This window comes from Ectobacillus panaciterrae DSM 19096, assembly GCF_000430785.1.
Taxonomy (GTDB): Bacteria; Bacillota; Bacilli; order Bacillales; family Bacillaceae_G; genus Ectobacillus; species Ectobacillus panaciterrae.
Genome location: NZ_AUMR01000089.1, coordinates 1 through 16,843, shown reverse-complemented (window position 1 = coordinate 16,843; position 16,843 = coordinate 1). Strand labels below are relative to the sequence as shown.

General features: G+C 36.9%; 18 protein-coding genes and 3 pseudogenes. 2 read left to right on the top strand and 19 right to left on the bottom strand.

The window, feature by feature from the left end:
* The 17 genes and pseudogenes from H540_RS0118140 to H540_RS0118055 all read right to left on the bottom strand — a co-directional run.
* A partial coding sequence (locus H540_RS0118140; protein WP_028401850.1) for a biotin carboxylase N-terminal domain-containing protein occupies positions 1-203 on the bottom strand: 203 nt, incomplete at its 3' end.
* A gap of 314 nt (positions 204-517) precedes the next feature.
* A complete protein-coding gene (locus tag H540_RS0118135; protein WP_034671356.1) occupies positions 518-1,105 on the bottom strand; it encodes a cysteine dioxygenase family protein in 588 nt (195 codons plus the stop codon).
* 700 nt (positions 1,106-1,805) lie between these two features.
* Entirely contained in the window at positions 1,806-3,098 is a 1,293-nt protein-coding gene (locus H540_RS0118130) for an aminotransferase class I/II-fold pyridoxal phosphate-dependent enzyme (RefSeq protein ID WP_028401848.1), read from the bottom strand.
* A 123-nt stretch (positions 3,099-3,221) separates the two neighbouring features.
* Complete coding sequence (locus H540_RS30165; protein ID WP_034671354.1) at positions 3,222-3,404, bottom strand: Spo0E family sporulation regulatory protein-aspartic acid phosphatase; 183 nt, start codon at positions 3,402-3,404, stop codon at positions 3,222-3,224.
* Between the two features lie 519 nt (positions 3,405-3,923).
* Positions 3,924-4,265, bottom strand: a complete 342-nt coding sequence (locus H540_RS0118120; RefSeq protein WP_028401847.1) for a thioredoxin family protein — start codon at positions 4,263-4,265, stop codon at positions 3,924-3,926.
* Between the two features lie 51 nt (positions 4,266-4,316).
* Complete coding sequence (gene trxB, locus H540_RS0118115; protein WP_028401846.1) at positions 4,317-5,243, bottom strand: thioredoxin-disulfide reductase; 927 nt, start codon at positions 5,241-5,243, stop codon at positions 4,317-4,319.
* A gap of 1,172 nt (positions 5,244-6,415) precedes the next feature.
* On the bottom strand, positions 6,416-6,925 hold the full coding sequence (locus tag H540_RS30160; protein WP_051317176.1) for a hypothetical protein: 510 nt from the start codon (positions 6,923-6,925) through the stop codon (positions 6,416-6,418).
* A 367-nt stretch (positions 6,926-7,292) separates the two neighbouring features.
* Positions 7,293-7,979 carry a TerC family protein gene (locus H540_RS0118105; protein ID WP_028401845.1) on the bottom strand — a complete coding sequence of 229 codons (687 nt, stop codon included), beginning with the start codon at positions 7,977-7,979 and terminating at the stop codon, positions 7,293-7,295.
* A gap of 53 nt (positions 7,980-8,032) precedes the next feature.
* Positions 8,033-8,143, bottom strand: a pseudogene (locus tag H540_RS32310) (IS6 family transposase); the annotation flags it as partial.
* 7 nt (positions 8,144-8,150) lie between these two features.
* Positions 8,151-8,399, bottom strand: a complete 249-nt coding sequence (locus H540_RS34750; RefSeq protein ID WP_034671352.1) for an aspartyl-phosphate phosphatase Spo0E family protein — start codon at positions 8,397-8,399, stop codon at positions 8,151-8,153.
* Positions 8,400-9,449: 1,050 nt separating this feature from the next.
* Complete coding sequence (locus H540_RS0118085; RefSeq protein ID WP_028401844.1) at positions 9,450-9,740, bottom strand: hypothetical protein; 291 nt, start codon at positions 9,738-9,740, stop codon at positions 9,450-9,452.
* 185 nt (positions 9,741-9,925) lie between these two features.
* Entirely contained in the window at positions 9,926-10,525 is a 600-nt protein-coding gene (locus H540_RS0118080) for an undecaprenyl-diphosphatase (protein WP_028401843.1), read from the bottom strand.
* A 102-nt stretch (positions 10,526-10,627) separates the two neighbouring features.
* Positions 10,628-11,221: an undecaprenyl phosphate transporter UptA gene (gene uptA, locus H540_RS0118075; RefSeq protein WP_028401842.1), complete on the bottom strand. Its 594-nt coding sequence runs from the start codon at positions 11,219-11,221 to the stop codon at positions 10,628-10,630.
* A 180-nt stretch (positions 11,222-11,401) separates the two neighbouring features.
* Positions 11,402-11,878, bottom strand: a complete 477-nt coding sequence (locus tag H540_RS34745; RefSeq protein ID WP_028401841.1) for a phosphatase PAP2 family protein — start codon at positions 11,876-11,878, stop codon at positions 11,402-11,404.
* A gap of 210 nt (positions 11,879-12,088) precedes the next feature.
* Positions 12,089-12,694, bottom strand: a complete 606-nt coding sequence (locus tag H540_RS34740) for a DedA family protein (protein ID WP_034671349.1) — start codon at positions 12,692-12,694, stop codon at positions 12,089-12,091.
* Between the two features lie 1,085 nt (positions 12,695-13,779).
* A pseudogene (locus tag H540_RS34735) lies at positions 13,780-14,538 on the bottom strand (COG4705 family protein); the annotation flags it as partial.
* A gap of 396 nt (positions 14,539-14,934) precedes the next feature.
* Entirely contained in the window at positions 14,935-15,297 is a 363-nt protein-coding gene (locus H540_RS0118055) for a glycosyltransferase family 39 protein (protein ID WP_483782871.1), read from the bottom strand.
* A 17-nt stretch (positions 15,298-15,314) separates the two neighbouring features.
* Between H540_RS0118055 and H540_RS30145 the strand changes: the two genes are divergently transcribed.
* Positions 15,315-15,863, top strand: coding sequence for an MFS transporter (locus tag H540_RS30145; RefSeq protein ID WP_342666095.1), 549 nt, complete (start codon positions 15,315-15,317; stop codon positions 15,861-15,863).
* On the opposite strand, the pseudogene H540_RS32305 reads toward H540_RS30145, so the two are convergent.
* Positions 15,810-16,073 (bottom strand): annotated as a pseudogene (locus H540_RS32305) (transposase domain-containing protein); the annotation flags it as partial. The gene H540_RS30145 and the pseudogene H540_RS32305 overlap by 54 nt on opposite strands.
* A 37-nt stretch (positions 16,074-16,110) precedes the next feature.
* Between H540_RS32305 and H540_RS0118045 the strand changes: the two are divergent.
* A complete protein-coding gene (locus tag H540_RS0118045; RefSeq protein ID WP_081415189.1) occupies positions 16,111-16,461 on the top strand; it encodes a transposase in 351 nt (116 codons plus the stop codon).
* Positions 16,462-16,535: 74 nt separating this feature from the next.
* Here H540_RS0118045 and H540_RS30140 read toward each other — a convergent pair.
* Positions 16,536-16,843, bottom strand: a 308-nt coding sequence (locus H540_RS30140; protein ID WP_034671346.1) for an alpha-isopropylmalate synthase regulatory domain-containing protein, incomplete at its 5' end; no start/stop codon positions are given.

The window sequence follows — 16,843 nt, the reverse complement described above, 5'->3', positions numbered from 1 at the left end:
AAATAAGCTTCAATCGGCTTTTTCCCTTTTCCAATTAAATAAGCTTCATCGGCTTTATAGCGATGAAAAGAGCCTGCATCTTCATTTGAATAAATAGCGACTGTCCGAATATTTAATTCTGTACATGCACGGAAAATACGAATGGCAATTTCCCCTCGGTTTGCCACTAACACTTTGTTAATGTTTCGTGTTATAAGACCCATACTTAACTTCTCCCTCCAACAGATACAAAGCTAGATAGAATCATAGTTTTTTATCTTGTTTTATAATAAATTTTAAGTTATATATGAATGATTTATGATTTCGACATTTCAATGTGCTGGGTACAGCAAAACAGCATTGGCGCTTTCTTTCTATCTATGGTTTACCCTTGCATGGACCACTACAAGAGTTTGACCGCTTCCACACGTCACCGGATGCTCTCTCCCCCCTAAAAGAAACGTTTTTATGTCGATTTTTTTAGTTGCATTTATATAACTTAAGGAATCAATTTCCATTTATCAAATACTTTATAAACTTAGATTGGCTCAGGAGTATACCCTACATGGTAATCGTGAGCTAAAAAAATGCCTTCTTTTTGTAAAGGTTCAAATACCCGAAACTTGCGGATTTGTTTTCCATAAACATGGATGGTTATCGCCGTTTGATCGCCCTCCGTTTCAAGGATGTGACAATCCGCTGGGGGCAGGAGTTTGCCAGTCATTTGCTGATTTACAATCAATGTATCAGTTTGTTGAAGTTTTACTAAATTTTCTGAAATCTCCTCCACTCGAAGATAGTTCGTCACCTTGATCTGTCCAGCCACAATCCCTTCGGCTCCCCAAGTACCATCGTGATCATGGAGTGGCGTTTTCTGCCCCGGCTTCCAGACAAGTGCCATGATCTCAAAACGATTCTGCGGATCGCAGTAGAGAGAATGGCGGGCATAACCTTCCGGGCTGGGCCTGCGCTTTTCGGGAGGGAGCCAGGATGTGTCACGAAGCAGCTCACCGAGTAAACGCTCTGCCTCTTCCACCCGAACGGCATCACTCTCAGTTCTCTCAATTACCCATGTCATATCTCGAATAAAGTCGATCAGCGTATATTCCTTCGTTTGATTTGTCATGATACATTGTCCTCCTATGCTGGATAATTTCTTTAATGTTTTGCTTTCATATAACTATTTATAAAAAAACACCGGAATGCTTGCTATATTCCGCTTACCTGATATTATTGAAATCTTGGGGTAAATCTTTTCCATAACCACTATCGATACCTTGGTTAATTCTTTAATATGAGAAATCTTTATCTCAGGTTTGAAAAACAATTCCGCTAATACCAAGGAAGAAAAAAGACCTTATGCAAGGGTCTCTATTACAGAATTTGCGGTACGGGAAGCCCACGCAGGGCATAAGCCCGTCTTTAGACGTGGGATGAAAGTACTGCTTTTTCGCAGGAGAACACTTGTTCTCATGTTGTAATTAAAATAAGACAGGGATACAAGTCTTTAACATCCGTCATGCAAAAGACGTTAAAACGACTATGCTCATTGAAAACGAGATATTGTATACGGTTGTGCAACCGAATCATGTTGCACATAAAACAATATGTGTCGTCAAGAACAAGACGCTAAAACGTATTGAACAAACAAGCTGCCTCATCTGGTAACAGGATGAGAGCCACAGGGACTATATGTCCTGCCTGTGGACGGGTAATGGCATACCCGAATCTTGCACGTCAGCGATACCAGAAATGGACTTCGCCTTTGGTAGCAAGAATCCCACTGACGTCAGTCAGCTTGCCCCTTTAGGGGTGGGAGTGTCAAACTATGTATTCAATTCTCTACATGACCGATAGATAAGTTCAAAAAGCTGGTCCAGATCAGCTAATTCAACACAGGAAAATGCGATTCGAAGATCCGTCTTGGCAAGGGAGATCGTTCCCACTCCATACTGCTTGAGCAAGTGGATCCGCAGCGTTTCTGCATCGGAATGCTTGATTCGAAGACACACGAAATACCCTGAGTTGAATGGATAAGGTTCGAATGCATCCGCATATTTCCCGTCTGCTAAGATCTCTTTGACTCGCTTCGCCCTGGCTTCCATTACTTTATTTCTCTCCCCGCGCTGCAATTCAAATTCGGGATTTAACAAGGCATCCAAAATGATTGTTTGGGAAAGGTGGGGACTGCATGAGATGGTACTTCGAATGGAACCCATCGTCTTTTTCTCCAACGCTTCCAAAACCGAAGCATCTTGAATTCCAAATGTGAGAAACCCAACACGAAAACCCCAAGCATATTCTTCTTTGGTTGCCCCATCAATTTTAATGGGGAGGACACGCGGGTGTAATCCTACTAAACGAGCAAATATAGATTCCTTGATTGAGTCTTCATAATATAATCCAAAGTAAGCATCATCAATAACAGCAACAATGTTAATCCCAAGATCCGCTGCCTGCTTGATGGCATGAAGGATTTCCTCCACTTCTTCTTCAAAAGGAGTATAGCCTGTTGGATTATGCGGGAAATTAAGCACAAGGATCGCTTTTCCATTCTTACAGGATAAAAGGGCCTCCAGCATGCCTTTTACATTAAATTGGTTTGCTTTAGTAAATAATGGATAGGTCACTGTTTGGCTGCCGCGGCGGACATTGAATGTTATATGATAATTATCCCAATACTTATCCGGTAGTAAAATGGGATCGCCTTTTTCCACAAACAGGTCGGATACGATACTCAAGCCATGGGTCAGCGCGTTCGTCACGATCGGGGTGCCAAATTCCTTTCCTTCAAGGGAAGGATTATCTTTTAGAAGCTTCTTTCTCCAAACCTCACGCAGCTCTGGTTTTCCTGCCGTCGGTGCATATGGATACAGGTCTTTCGGATCATATGAGGAGAGGTTCTTGTGGATGACATCTAAATACATTGGTTGTCCACCCTCTGAAGCCATCCCGATTGTTGCATTGAATCGGTCTGCTTTCCCCTTTGCCTCTCCTGCCTGGCTGACAATTCCTTTTGGGAAATACAATGATTTTCCCAACGATGACAACATCTCATATACTGGTTTATTGCGTTCTTCAATGGCATGATTTAATTCTAAAGCCAATGGGTCTAACACTTTATTCACCTTCCTTATAAGTTGAAATAGAATGATTTAAATAGAATGATTTAAATATAATCTTTTACGAATTTCCACCGTCTTCAACCATAAATTGTACAAATTATCTGTCAGTTGTTTGGCTTAATTTAATTTGTTCCTCCCTATTAATCCTGGATATCTAATTTTCATTACTTTGTTAAGTAATAAATCTAAATCTTGACTATATTTAATGGTTCTTGTATCACATAGACCATACATTAATCTTGATTCCTCTATTTTGACTTTTAGATATTTGTACTCCTTCACATATTTCATAAGTTCCATTTTTTATCCCTCCTTGAAGCAAAAAAGTTATATATATGAATGATTTATGATTTCGACATTTCAATGTGCTGGGTACAGCAAAACGGCGTTGGCGCTTTCTTTCTATCTATGGTTTACCCTTGCATGGACCACTCAAGTGTTTGACCGCTTCCACACGTCGCCGGATGCTCTCGCCCCACTAAAAAAGACGTTTTTTTATTCAGTTGTATATAATTCTTCTCTACTAAATGTACAAAGGATAGGGGTGATTCTAACCCTAAAGGCTGTATAGTGCCTATGCAAAAAATAAGTTGATGAAATCGGTAATTTTGAATATATTGCCAATAAATATTGAGTGACTACTCAATATTTATTGGCTTCAGATTAATGCGGGTGATACAGATTAACCCTGATTATCGTTAAATATAAATGTCAAAGCAGAGCGGCTCTAATTGAGCTTCAGCATTGGATTTGTTTAGAAGCGGTGCCGAAATCTTTTTAGATAGGCACCCTCCCACTTAAATACTAGTAAATGATTATCTATACTAATTTCCCACTTGCCTCTACGATTTGATTGAGAAACTGTTCAACCTCTTCCTGGCTTTTTCCGAGTTTACTTACAAAGCGATTAAGCTCCTTCCCTTCTTGAAAAGCAATAAAGCTTGGGATTCCGTACACATCTAGCTTCTCTAATAGTTCCGGAAAATGGTCTCGATTTACTGCAATCATATCTACTTTTTCTTTATACGCTTCTTCCACAATTGGCATGAATGAATCGGTATGCTGACAGTCTGGGCACCATTCAACATAAAATTTAGCAAGAACTGGTTTTGTTGATAAAATCGCCTCATCAAACTCTTGTTTTGTTTTGATCTCTTTCATAATTAAAATCCTCCCTATATTATGTTCTCAATGTTATACTGATTGTCTCCACTAATTGGTCGCTCCATCAAGATATCTTTCGCAATCCAGAGCAGCCATACAACCACTTCCTGCAGCAGTAATTGCTTGACGGTATTTATGATCTTGAACATCCCCGCAGGCAAATACACCAGGAATATTTGTTTCTGTTGTACCAGGATTCACGATGATATATCCCATATCGTCCGTTTTGATTTGATTGCCTAAAAAAGATGTGTTCGGTTTATGCCCGATTGCTATGAAAACACCATCAGATTCCAAAATTTCGTTTTTTCCAGTTTCGCTGTTTTTTACTTTCAAGCCAGCAACGTGTCGTTCTCCTGCAATAACTTCTTCAGGAATGTAATTTAAACTCCAAGTAATTTTTGGATTATTTTTGGCGCGGTCTTGCATAATTTTGGAAGCGCGAAGCTCCTTTCTGCGGTGAACAACACGAACCTCCGAAGCAAACTTCGTTAAAAAATTTGCTTCTTCCATAGCTGAATCTCCGCCACCAACAACGATAATTTTCTTTCCTCTAAAGAAAGCTCCATCACACGTTGCACAGGTGCTTACCCCACGCCCAATATTTTCCCTTTCCCCTGGAATATCCAAAAGTTTCGCAGAAGCCCCCGTTGCAATGATTAAAGATTGCGTTTTGAGCTCCCCTATTCCTTCCACCGTTAAGGTAAAAGGGTTATTTGAATAATCGACTTTTCTAACCCACCCCCTTTCAAACTTTGCTCCAAAATGCTCAGCTTGCCTACGCATGTTCTGCATCAACTCTCGTCCCATAACCCCTTCAGGAAAACCAGGGAAATTCTCAACATCTGTCGTCAATGTCAATTGCCCCCCTGGTTCAGGCCCTTCAATGACTAAAGGACTCATGTTAGCACGCGCTAGATAGATTGCTGCGGTCAACCCAGCAGGGCCAGTCCCTAGAATAATGGTTTTATACATCACATCACTTACCTCCTCGTTGTGCTAATCTCTTAGTCATAAATACTTATAGCAATTTCCATGCCAATTTTTAATTTTCTGTAAAATCGCTATTTTTACAACCGTTATATAGGTTAATCAGTCCCATTTCCTATCACGATTGAGAAAAATCTTTTCAAGATTAAGAAAAACATCTTAAGACAATTTCCTTAAAATTTGAATTTAAGTTATTTGAGGTTCCCTTCCAAAAATAAGTATCAATTCATTTTTTCTTAAACAGCGACCGCTAATAAACCGATTAAGTATTGAATGAAAATCAAGAGGAACACTTGAATCGTTGTCGTTCTTTTCTGAGACTCTCACCAATAAAGGAGAGTGTCAGTGATTTATCTCCTTCCTCCTTTCTCTACTTACTCATTATTTATATACAGCAAAAACCATGCCAACTGATTTTTCCTGTAAAATCGCTTGGTTTGCGCACCCCACTCTTTGGAAATTCCCAATTTTGCTATCATTCATATTAAAAAAGCCTTTATCATCAAGCTTAAAATCTTCCTAGGACTAGGAACTATTTTTGCATCTGTGATAAACTCTTCAAGCTATTTCTATAAAGTGATTCCCTAACATATCAGTTAACAAAAATTTTTCTTAGGTTTCGTATAACTGAAATAGCGTACAAAAACATGTTAATGTGTTACCTCTGATAGGGGTAACACCCCACATCCATCAACTTAAGATAAATTTGTATCCCCATACGAAAAAATGCTACTTTTCTATTGATTTTAGCGAAAAGTAGCATTTTTTCTCGTTTTGGGATGTTTTTTATTTTTTAACTTGATGGGCATGGGGTAGCACGCACATTTTAACGTTTTTATACGCTAAGCATTTCTCGAAATCCAAATATATACAAGAATCTATGCAAAAAAAGGTGGGAAATAAAACGGGCAAGGTTCCTAGAAGCCTTGCCCGTTTTTGTGTTGTATAAAAACCTATATATTTGATGATTTCGCGTGGGTTTGGAGTAGAAGCTAACTTCCGATAATGAATCTTATGTTAACAAGGAACCCTTTCCAAATCATTTGATATGCACTCCTTAAGATAGACATAGATTACTTGGATTTTTATCTATACCTATTTTAAAGGATGTATATTATAACGCTGATTATCGGTAGTTTTTTTAATCTTTAGTTCTATTAAAAATTATTTTTATTTTCTTTACTGGACCATTCTTTTCCCGGTTCTCTTTTATTTTTTGTGTATTTTTGGGCAACGGTATAAGCCAAAGGTGTTCCGATGATAGTAGGTAGAAACCAAAACCATAACTTTGGGAGGTAGTTAATCAAAGGAATACTTGGACCCACATTAACTAAAAGGGCGGTTACAGCGCCAATATAAGAACCCAGCATACCTCTAATGTGGTGATGAATCCAGTTTTTCCAACGTTTTTTACGTGCAAGGTAACCGTAAATTGCAAGTGAGTAAGAAAAGAGGGCCACATAAAACAAATAAGCAATTTCTTCCCATCGCATGATTGACATAATAATTGCAGTAATAAAAACTACAACATAAAATGCATGGTAAAGTTCACCCCATTTAGTATGGAGACCTTTTTGTTTACGTGCAAATATAGAAATAGCTCCGGAAATTAAGCATATTGTTCCACTAAGTATATGAATAATAAGTAAGAACTGAAACAAATTCAAATCACCTCCTCTTTGTTTCCAAAAACTTAGCAATGGACAGTATATAATACAGTATTATTCAAATAAATATTCGATTAAAACGCAGAATAATGGTATCTACTTCTTAGATTTTCTTGATTATTTTAGGTTTTTCTGATTAATCAACACGCCTGTAAATTTATAGATGTATCGACTACCGATAACACTGCTTATGTAAATACAATTCCCCAATCCTTTTTAGATAGGGGAACTTGATTGTTATCTTGTCCAGAAAATCATAAATTTTATTAAAAATGATTAGTATGTATATGTATTTTAGCCTAAAACACACAGAGGCCAAGAAACCTTTATGGTTTCCCAGCCTCTAAAAAATATCTCCTAGTCCCAATCATAACTTAGCCCTAACAGGCTCTTCTTCTTTTGTCGGGTGACCGCTAAACTTACCAATAAAAATGACTAAAATAGCTAATACGATTGGCATGACAACGTGAAGATTAGGATTTATTCCCTCCAAGATATGTCCAACAGCCTTATCTTTTAATATCATTTCACCAGCAGTATAACCTAATAATCCAGCTCCAATAATTATGATAATAGGGGATTTCTCCATAATCTTCATTAAAATTTGGCTTCCCCAAATAATTAAAGGAATGCTAAAAACTAAACCAAGTATAATCAGTAGAATGTTTCCATTAGCTGCACCTGCAACAGCGACAACATTATCTAAGCTCATCACTAAATCCGCAATAATAATGGTTTTAATAGCTCCGATAAGATTTGAGTTCGCTTTAACGTCTCCTTCATCTTCACCTTTTAATAACTTGATCGCAATCCATAGAAGTAATAATCCGCCTATAAAATTTAAGAAAGGAATCATTAATAAATACACAGCCACAAAAGTTAAAGCAACCCTTAACGCAATAGCTCCAAAAGTGCCGAAAAATATCGCTTTCTTTTTATACTGTTCTGGTAAATTACGACAAGCTAGCGCAATAACAACTGCATTATCCCCGCTTAAAACAATATTGATGAGAAGGATTTCTAAAAGATTGAGTATAAATGCACTATTATCCAATTGAGAACCACCTTTATTCCTTTTTTATTTCATCCATCTCATTATGAATTTCAACGCATAATTATTGTGTGAGTTAGCGATAATCCACGTTCCTCTATCATTTCGACAAGATTACGAAAGCTCAAATTGTACCGTAGTTACCATCTCACCATTAACAAAATAATGCTAGGTTCATAATGTTTCTATTTGAACAAATTTTTCTTTTCCATACCGATTATACACCTTTTGTTGAGTAACAGTATCAGTGTATACAAGTTTTAGAGTTTTTTTGCACCAGCACCGTTTTTCCATAGATACGTTTATCAGTGTATCTAATTGTTGACTACATCGGATGGTTTGAGGATGAGTTAATCCATATAGTTTACTTACATGAATGAGTTGATTTCTCTTTTCCTCAATTAAATTTATAAGATTTAGCATATATGCAACCTCTTTATTTAATCTAAATTATCAACAAACCTAAATACTATCAAAAAAGGCAAACAAACAAAATGACCAAATTATGGATTTTAACTATCGATAACACTGATTATGTAAACAGCAGAGTCGCCTAATAAGGCGGCTCTCTGTTCTTCAAACTGCTTGGCATCGTATCATAATCCGTAAGTTAGCAGGAAATTCATGTCCTACTTTTTTTGTGAATTATCTTTGCACCAGAACCCCTAAAAAATACCTCTCTTTCCTTCTCTGTCCTTTTCTTTTCTTAACTTTTAAAATTATTAAACTAGTTATAAAATAGCAGTTAAATTCTGAAAAATGAATATTATAAAAATAAGAGTTAAAAAGATTATTTTTGTATATTTTGATCATTTTGTTCACGAAAATATCATTAAATGCGGAAAGGGCGATAGAAATGGAATTTAAAATCACTGAAAGATACATTGTACGCAGCGAAAAGTTTGTTCGAGAAACAATTAAGGGCCTCTCGAAAAGGTTATGAGGAATTTAGGAACAGAACGGATCGGGAAGGTATTGTGATTTTGGAAAGTTATTCTTACCTCGTAGAGCGAGATCAAAAACACTTGGAGGCATTGAATGAATTGAGTAAGGAGCATGAAAGAGAGCTTTATGCTAATAATATTTGGATTAGATCGTTGGTGGGTTGCAAAAATACAGCTCTTTTTTGTCTGTTGTATATTCATCTCTCTACAAACCAGTGAAATCAATAAAATGAATATATACTTTTATGTATTAGTTTACATTAAACAAAAAAAGACCGTATTTCAATAAAAGAGGAACACGGTCATACATATTAGGGGTCTAGCAATAATATCTATAATATACCAAATATGGATTAATATGAAAAAATTATATGTGTTTATTTAGTTTTAAAAATGTAGCAAGAAGCATAAGATTGCCGGTTCGGCAAATTTATGCTTCTTTTAGTTTACGGCAGACTTATGCTTCCAATATGAAAAATTAGCTCAACAAACCGTCAGTATTAGTTCACATAATCAGTGTTATCGGAAGTTATTTTGGTTTAGGATCGACATTGCCTAAATTATCATGTAATGTAAAATCTACTTTTTGTCCAAAGATTTCAATCAATCTTTGTTCAATCTTTCTTCTTGTATCTGGATTGATTTTATCAACATGAAAGTGAAGGTTACCTTTCTTATCATAAGAGACTTCAGTAATTCCTAATTTTATTAATTCTTCATGTTTATCAGCAATACCGTAATTTTTGATGTCATTTTTCTTAATTTGTTGGCAACTAACTAAAATAAGCAGAATAGAAAACAAAATGAGTGTCTTTCTCATCAAACCACATCCAGTTTATGTAATAGTTTTAAGACATCTCCTTATTCTAATTCTCACTGCCTCTCTGCTACGGGAGAATATTTGTGATTATTATGTAGTATGAATTCCATTTACAGTAAACATACAAAAAACATGTAAGAAATCAAGGGACGCATCCCATAGATCTCTTACATGTCACACACCTCTTATGCCTTATGATTATACTTAGATAAAGCAGGAATTCCTTTTGTTAGGCGGTTATGCATACGGAATACAACTTGTGCGAAAGGTTCTATTCTACCTGTAAGTAAAAGGACGATTGCACTCGTTCCCCATGAGAGAGCTGCGGCCCCTAGAATATCCGCTGGATAATGAACGCCTACATATATACGAGAAATTCCGACAAGAATTGCCCAAATGAGTGCAACATATCCCCAAGCATCTTTACGAAGCAGCAGCATAATGGCAATTGTAAAGACGAGTACGCCATGATCACTTACGAATGAAGAATCCTTAGAATGGGATACTAATTGATGTACATGGTGCGTGACAAATGGCCGGGCATGGTAATACAAGTGGTGCAGCAAGACATTTACAACTAGAGCAAGCATCATCGACAAGACAGTATATAAAGCTGTATATTGTTTTGCCATTGCAATGTTTCGATTTGCACTGCTAAACCATAAAATCAGCATAAACAAAACCGCAACAAATGGTGCACTATTTGTAATCCATATCATCGTTTTATCAAGAAATACCGAATGTCCAGCCCATCCATTAATCCATTGAAATACTGTATAGTTCATATCTTTTTCCCCTTTATCCTGTTACATGTTATCTTCTAAAGAATAGTGATGTTATCATGTGAAACAACCTAAAATACTTTGAAAGGTGATCGTGTAATCCGGCTATTGTTTCTTCCTTTTTATAGCCACATATAAAACATAAACAATTGTAATGACTATTGCTGCGATTGCAATGGTTTGAACATATGGCTTCGCTAACGTATTGATGTTTGCCCAATTTTCTGCAAGCTGTTGTCCCAGATAAATAAATAATACAGACCACGGAAGAATTGCTAATGTAGTATAGAGCATAAAGGTTCGAAGGGACATGTTAGAAATCCCTGCTGGAATGGAGATCGCATGTCTCACAACGGGAATGAAACGTGCAGTAAAAATGACTCCAATTCCATACTTTCGGAACCATGCTTCCGCTGTATCGATTTGGCGCTCCTTTATAAAAAGGAATTTTCCGTACTTTCGTAAAAAAGGGCTTCCGCCAAACTGCCCAATCCAATACAGGAATAGTTGCGCAATAAGACCGCCAATGGTACCTGCGATAACCGCACCTAAGAAGGTAACCTTTCCCTGTGAAACAAGATACCCAGCGTAAGCCAGTACAATCTCGCTAGGTATTACCTCTATCATTAATCCTAAGGCAATGCCTATGTAGCCTAAACTCATGAATGCAAGTAAAATGGAATGAATCAATCCACTCATATATAACCTCCTTACGGGCGCTGAATGAAATCATCCAGCATCCTAAAAAATATCCTCAGAATATACAGGTTTGCACATACGTACTAAGCAATTATAGACAGCTTTTATGAAAATGCGATGAGAATCTGATAAAAACTTAAGGAAAAATGAGTAAAACTATAAAGTTTCAAACGTATCCTTTCAAATGTCCTGTCTATTGATCAAAATCCGTAGCATTTCCAATACAAATACATGTAGACACAGCCATGCAGCTCCGTATACATAGCCGCCTATCAAATCACTTGGAAGAACAGAAGTAAGTGCAACAGTCATAATGGCAAGGAACGTTATGAGCACTATACTTAAAACAGGAATGACCATTTGGATATATACATTTTTTACACGGTGTACAAATAAAAATACAAACATACCGTACACAACAACGGTTGTAAGAGCTCTTTCATTAGGAAAATCAGAAGAAATCCCAATGCTCGGCTTCCAAAAGGAATGTAAGCAAGAGAGCGCATATACAGTCATTTCGCGATACCCGTGTACCCCGAGCAAAATAATTGCTAACATAACATATTCAAGCTGTCTATTTTGGTTTTGTTTCCAAATAGACAGAATAGCTATGACAATTAGGATACCGTACATATAGTTGGACTGTAAGAAAAACATACTTCTCTATATGTTTGTCCACCCTGGTTGAAAATGAATATGAATCATGTATGAAGTGATTTCGTTAAACTGGACGGATTCATTCGATACATAATCTTCTGCAAGTCCCATCATCCATATCATCAGGCTGAATAATACAAGTGCAAGACTAATTAAGAATGCTTCTGCTGCTTGTATGGTATGGAACCGGGAGGTGCTATATTTGAGGAATCACATGAAATAGTTTTTGATTTGCTTTTTATACATCCTATACACAAATACTCCGACAAACACTATGACAACTACAAGAATGATAAAGTTGAGGTACTTACCGGCAACCTTGTGAAATTCTTCCCATCTCGAGCCTAAAGCCTTTCCTAATGTAATAAAACAGAATCCCCATAAATTGGCTCCTATATAAGCTGGAATCAGAAAAGTCCGGTACGACATATTAGAAATACCCGAAACATATCCAGTAAAATGACGAACTCCGGGAATAAAATATGCAAATATCAATAATTTTTTACCTGAACGTTCAATCCATTCCGCTATCTTATCATATCTTTCAGGGCCAAAATGAACATAATGACCATACTTTTTAATAAAATTATAGCCGCCCATCCTTCCTAGCCAATAGGTGAGTGTAATTCCAATTCCAGCTGCTGCAATAGATGTCAACACTGCCAATGGATAATTCATTTTTCCTTGGAATACAAGATAACCCGCATACACCATAAAAAATTCACCAGAAATAGGAACCGCAATCAGTTCAAGGACAATAACTGCAAATAAAATCAAGTAACTATGTTGTTCAAATAGTGAAATCCAATGTATCATATTCCTTCCTCCAAGCCCTTAATCTGTTCTATGCATTGTTCTCTTCATACCTTCTCTTTGGGCTTGTTACATGGTTGTATTTCAAATTTAAGTTTCTTTCTCCGTAAAATCATGTACCACTTCCTTTTTAAAACTTTCTTAATGGATTCTTAATGTTACGTTCTGCACATAAGTCAGATAATTAATTTTATCTATACCTAGTCAAAGTCAATGGAACATATATCTTCGCGAAAGCAGAGGTAAACATCTCAGTTTACTTAATATGCAAGCTTCTGTGCAGCATAAGTCAAAACGGTCGTCTGTTTAGAGACGACCGTTTTTCATTTTTATTTATTTGCTCCTTTTAAGATACTAAGCGAATTGTTAAGTGCAGATTTGCAATGGCTGGCATCAGGGTTTCCTGAACGAACTGCTGCTAATACAACGTCGATCGTTCCATCAATTTTGGTCCATGTTGTGCTATCTATTTTTCTAAGCTTAGGCTCCGATATATCCCATTGATGTTCTAAATTGTCAGCCCCTTTTTTTGCTGAAGCAAAGTTATTTGAGTTTACAGCGTTTAGCATATCATTTTCGATTTTAACGAAATCTGTTAATTGTCCAGCTAATGTAGCTTGTGGAGAAGCCGTTTGCGATGCTGATTTATTTGCACCGTTTAATACACTAAGCGAATTGTTGAGTGCAGATTTGGACTGACTGGCATCAGGGTTTGTTGAACGAACTGCTGCTAATACAACGTCAATCGTTCCATCAATTTTGGTCCATGTTGTGCTATCTATTTTTCTAAGCTTAGGCTCCGATATATCCCATTGATGTTCTAAATTGTCAGCCCTTTTTTTCGCTGAAGCAAAGTTATTTGAGTTTACAGCGTTTAGCATATCATTTTCGATTTTAACGAAATCTGTTAATTGTCCAGCTAATGTAGCTTGTGGAGAAGCCGTTTGCGATGCTGCATTATTGCTTAACCGAACATAACCGCCTATACCAACAACTAAGAAAATACACAGTACCACAATTGTTTGCGTGAAAACATTTTTCTTGCTTCCATTTGCTTGGTTTGTTTCTGCTGTTTCACTCTTTGCCGTTATATCAATTTTTGTAACGGCAAGAAAAATAATTACCGCTAAAATAGCTATAAGAAAAATTACACTAGTAACCGTTGTCCCCAAGCCTAGCCCGCCATTAACTTTTGGTTGAGACAGGTAATCTCCTAATGAGGCTCCGAGTGGACGAGTAAGAATATACGCAACCCAAAATGCTAATATTCCATCAAGTTTCAAAAACTTCCATGCCAAAAATACGCAAGCTATTATAATCACGACTGTTATTCCTGTGCGAAGATAACCAAGACCGAGTTGTTCGGAATATAAATCGCCAACTGCTGTTCCAAGTGCGAATGTGAAAAGAATGGTAAGCCAATAGAAAATTTCTCTTTTTCTTGTATAAATTGAGTGTATCGAGAGTGTTTTTTCACTAAGATACCAAAAAAGAAAAGTTAATCCTAGCAGCACGGAGAAAACCACTGTACTAAGCTCAAGGGGTACTCCCATTGCGTCTGTCAAATTATCGGTTACCAATGTTCCAAATACGCTTATAAGCACAACCGTTAGCCAATAAATGCCTGGAACATATTTAGCTGCTCTGAATTGAAAATACAATACAATGAAAAACGCTAGTCCCATAATGATTGTAGTGAAAGTTAAGCCAAATCCAAGGTTGAAATTTAGAAAATCAGCAAATGTTTCACCAACAGTTGTACATAAAACTTTGATGATCCAGAAGAAAATAGCAACTTCTGGTACTTTGCTAAGTAAAATTTTCATTTCATTTTGTTTTGTTTCCATATATTATTTCCTTCCAATACTTTATATTGATATCGAAATAAGATGAAATACATTCACAATAACGGAGAAGCTGTCATAGTCAGTACCTTTGTAATCCAGAAAAAGACAGTAATTTCTGGAACCTTATTCAACATCTGTCAAGCCTTCTTATTATTGTCCTAAATTTGTTCATAATGCTCTATTGATAAATTTCACTCTCCTTTTGAATGAATAGGTAGTTATTTAGTCATACATATATGCTAAATTGTTAACTAAAACAAGAATTTTATAAAGACGGCCTTTTAACTGTACTCTATTAGTATTAAGAAATCATGAAAATACATTAAATTTCACATTAGAGGTAAATAAAAAACAAAAACAGGTTGTCAGTCATATTGGAGTTAGTATAGTTCAGTTCTATGGACACATTTGAGTGGGGGCAGTACAATGTATGTTCTTGATTTTTAAAGAAATGAGCAAAGAAAGATTGAATCCAATCCGGATTAACGCCACACTCAGCAGAAGCCAGCTAATCTTCTGCTTTTCCACAGCCTTTATAAGAGCCCATATGTCAATCAATAATGTTACAATCAGAATGCTATCGACGTTATTCGTACGGATCACGGCAACAAAAATAGGATTCACCGCTAAGACTAAACTAGCAATCAGTCCTGCACGTTCCCAAAATTTCGGTGTCACAATGCGAGAGAGTAGCCAAACCGAAATGACACCGGCTAAAGCTTCCAGCAATAACACGCTAAAATCACTTAAACCGAAAATTTTTGCACTTACCCTACGTGGTGGGATTGTATGGTATCAGCTTTTGGATGTTCCGTATTATTAAATCATTGTCCAGTGTATTAACAAATACTCAGGTGGGGCTCGTTACTATGGTTCCTTACCTACTTGGAGCTGTTTCTATGGTTTTGGTGGCTCGGCGCTCAGATTGGACAGGGGAACGAAAATATCATGCGGCACTAGGGTCTTTTGTGGGGACTTTGGGATTAGTCGGGGTGCTGGTAACACAAAACAACCCTATCATAGCTATTATGATGATGTGTGTGGCAACGATTGGCCTGTATAGCTTCTCTGGACCGTATTGGGCATTCACTTCTTCACTTGTGACAGCCGAAGCTGCAGCAGTGGGAATTGGGATTATTAACTCTATCGGCAACTTCGGAGGCTTTGTAGGACCATATGTATTAGGAATGTTGAATGACGCCACTGACAGTATTTCTTCCGGTTTATCTTTCTTAGGGTTTATGCTCCTGCTGACCACTATTCAAGTTCTATTGACCCTTTACTTTGATATACGTTTCATCAACTCTCCAGGAGTCATTTGTTGACTTAAGATGACGCCGTACCCTTTCCTCTAATTCAGACCCATATTGATGAACCCAACGCATAATCGTTGTGTGAGCCATGGATAAGCCGCGTTCCTCCATCATTTCCACCAAATCACGAAAACTGGGGTTGTACCGTAGGCACCATCTCACGGTTAATGAAATAATATCAGGCTGATAATGCTTCCATTTGAACAAATTTTGGTTTTCCATACCGATCACATCCCTTTTTTAGAGTACTAGTATCAGTATGTCCAAGATTTGGAGATTAATTGCAATTATCTTGAAGTTTTTGCGACTTCTCTTACAAGAATACACAGGAAAATTTATCATTTTAGTGACAGACAATGCCCCCGTTCATCGCAGCCAAATGGTTCGGGATTTTCTAGAGGAACATAAAAACGCACTTATGGTGGTTCATCTTCCTCCCTATTCACCTAATCTCAATCCAATCGAACGGCTGTGGAAGTGGTTAAAAGAACAAGTAATTGCCAATCAGTTTCACCCGACACAGGCATCCATCAAAGAAGCGATTGAGAGTTTTCTACTAGAGATTGCGGAAATACCGACAGCTGTGCTACAGCGCCTTGGTATTCATTGAGTCAAATGTCGAAAAACTAAATCACTTATATATAATATTTATAAAAATGTTTGATCAAAACACAAGGTATTTCCCTATTCAACCGGAAGTAACTTATCAACCACAATACTGTTTATAGCATTGATATACGCTAATGCACTTGCTTTCATTATATCCGTGTCTGTTGCTTTGGCAGTATATTTCTCCCCTCTATATTTCACTTGAATCTTTACTTTCCCTAATGCCTCTTTACCTCTTGATACACTGCTAATATTGTATTCAATCAATTCAATATCTAAATCACTAATTTCTGTAATAGCAGAATACAAAGCATCAATGGGGCCAGAACCAACTGCACTGCTTTTCAATATTTGATCAGCCTTTTTAATTTTCACACTTGCAG

Coding starts and splice junctions, on each gene's coding strand:
- H540_RS0118135 (WP_034671356.1), bottom strand. CDS start 1,105: ATGACAAATCAAACGAAGGAATATACGCTGATCGACTTTATTCGAGAT.
- H540_RS30165 (WP_034671354.1), bottom strand. CDS start 3,404: ATGGAACTTATGAAATATGTGAAGGAGTACAAATATCTAAAAGTCAAA.
- H540_RS0118120 (WP_028401847.1), bottom strand. CDS start 4,265: ATGAAAGAGATCAAAACAAAACAAGAGTTTGATGAGGCGATTTTATCA.
- trxB (WP_028401846.1), bottom strand. CDS start 5,243: ATGTATAAAACCATTATTCTAGGGACTGGCCCTGCTGGGTTGACCGCA.
- H540_RS34750 (WP_034671352.1), bottom strand. CDS start 8,399: ATGCTAAATCTTATAAATTTAATTGAGGAAAAGAGAAATCAACTCATT.
- H540_RS0118085 (WP_028401844.1), bottom strand. CDS start 9,740: ATGAGAAAGACACTCATTTTGTTTTCTATTCTGCTTATTTTAGTTAGT.
- H540_RS0118080 (WP_028401843.1), bottom strand. CDS start 10,525: ATGAACTATACAGTATTTCAATGGATTAATGGATGGGCTGGACATTCG.
- uptA (WP_028401842.1), bottom strand. CDS start 11,221: ATGAGTGGATTGATTCATTCCATTTTACTTGCATTCATGAGTTTAGGC.
- H540_RS34745 (WP_028401841.1), bottom strand. CDS start 11,878: ATGTTTTTCTTACAGTCCAACTATATGTACGGTATCCTAATTGTCATA.
- H540_RS34740 (WP_034671349.1), bottom strand. CDS start 12,694: ATGATACATTGGATTTCACTATTTGAACAACATAGTTACTTGATTTTA.
- H540_RS0118045 (WP_081415189.1), top strand. CDS start 16,111: ATGTCCAAGATTTGGAGATTAATTGCAATTATCTTGAAGTTTTTGCGA.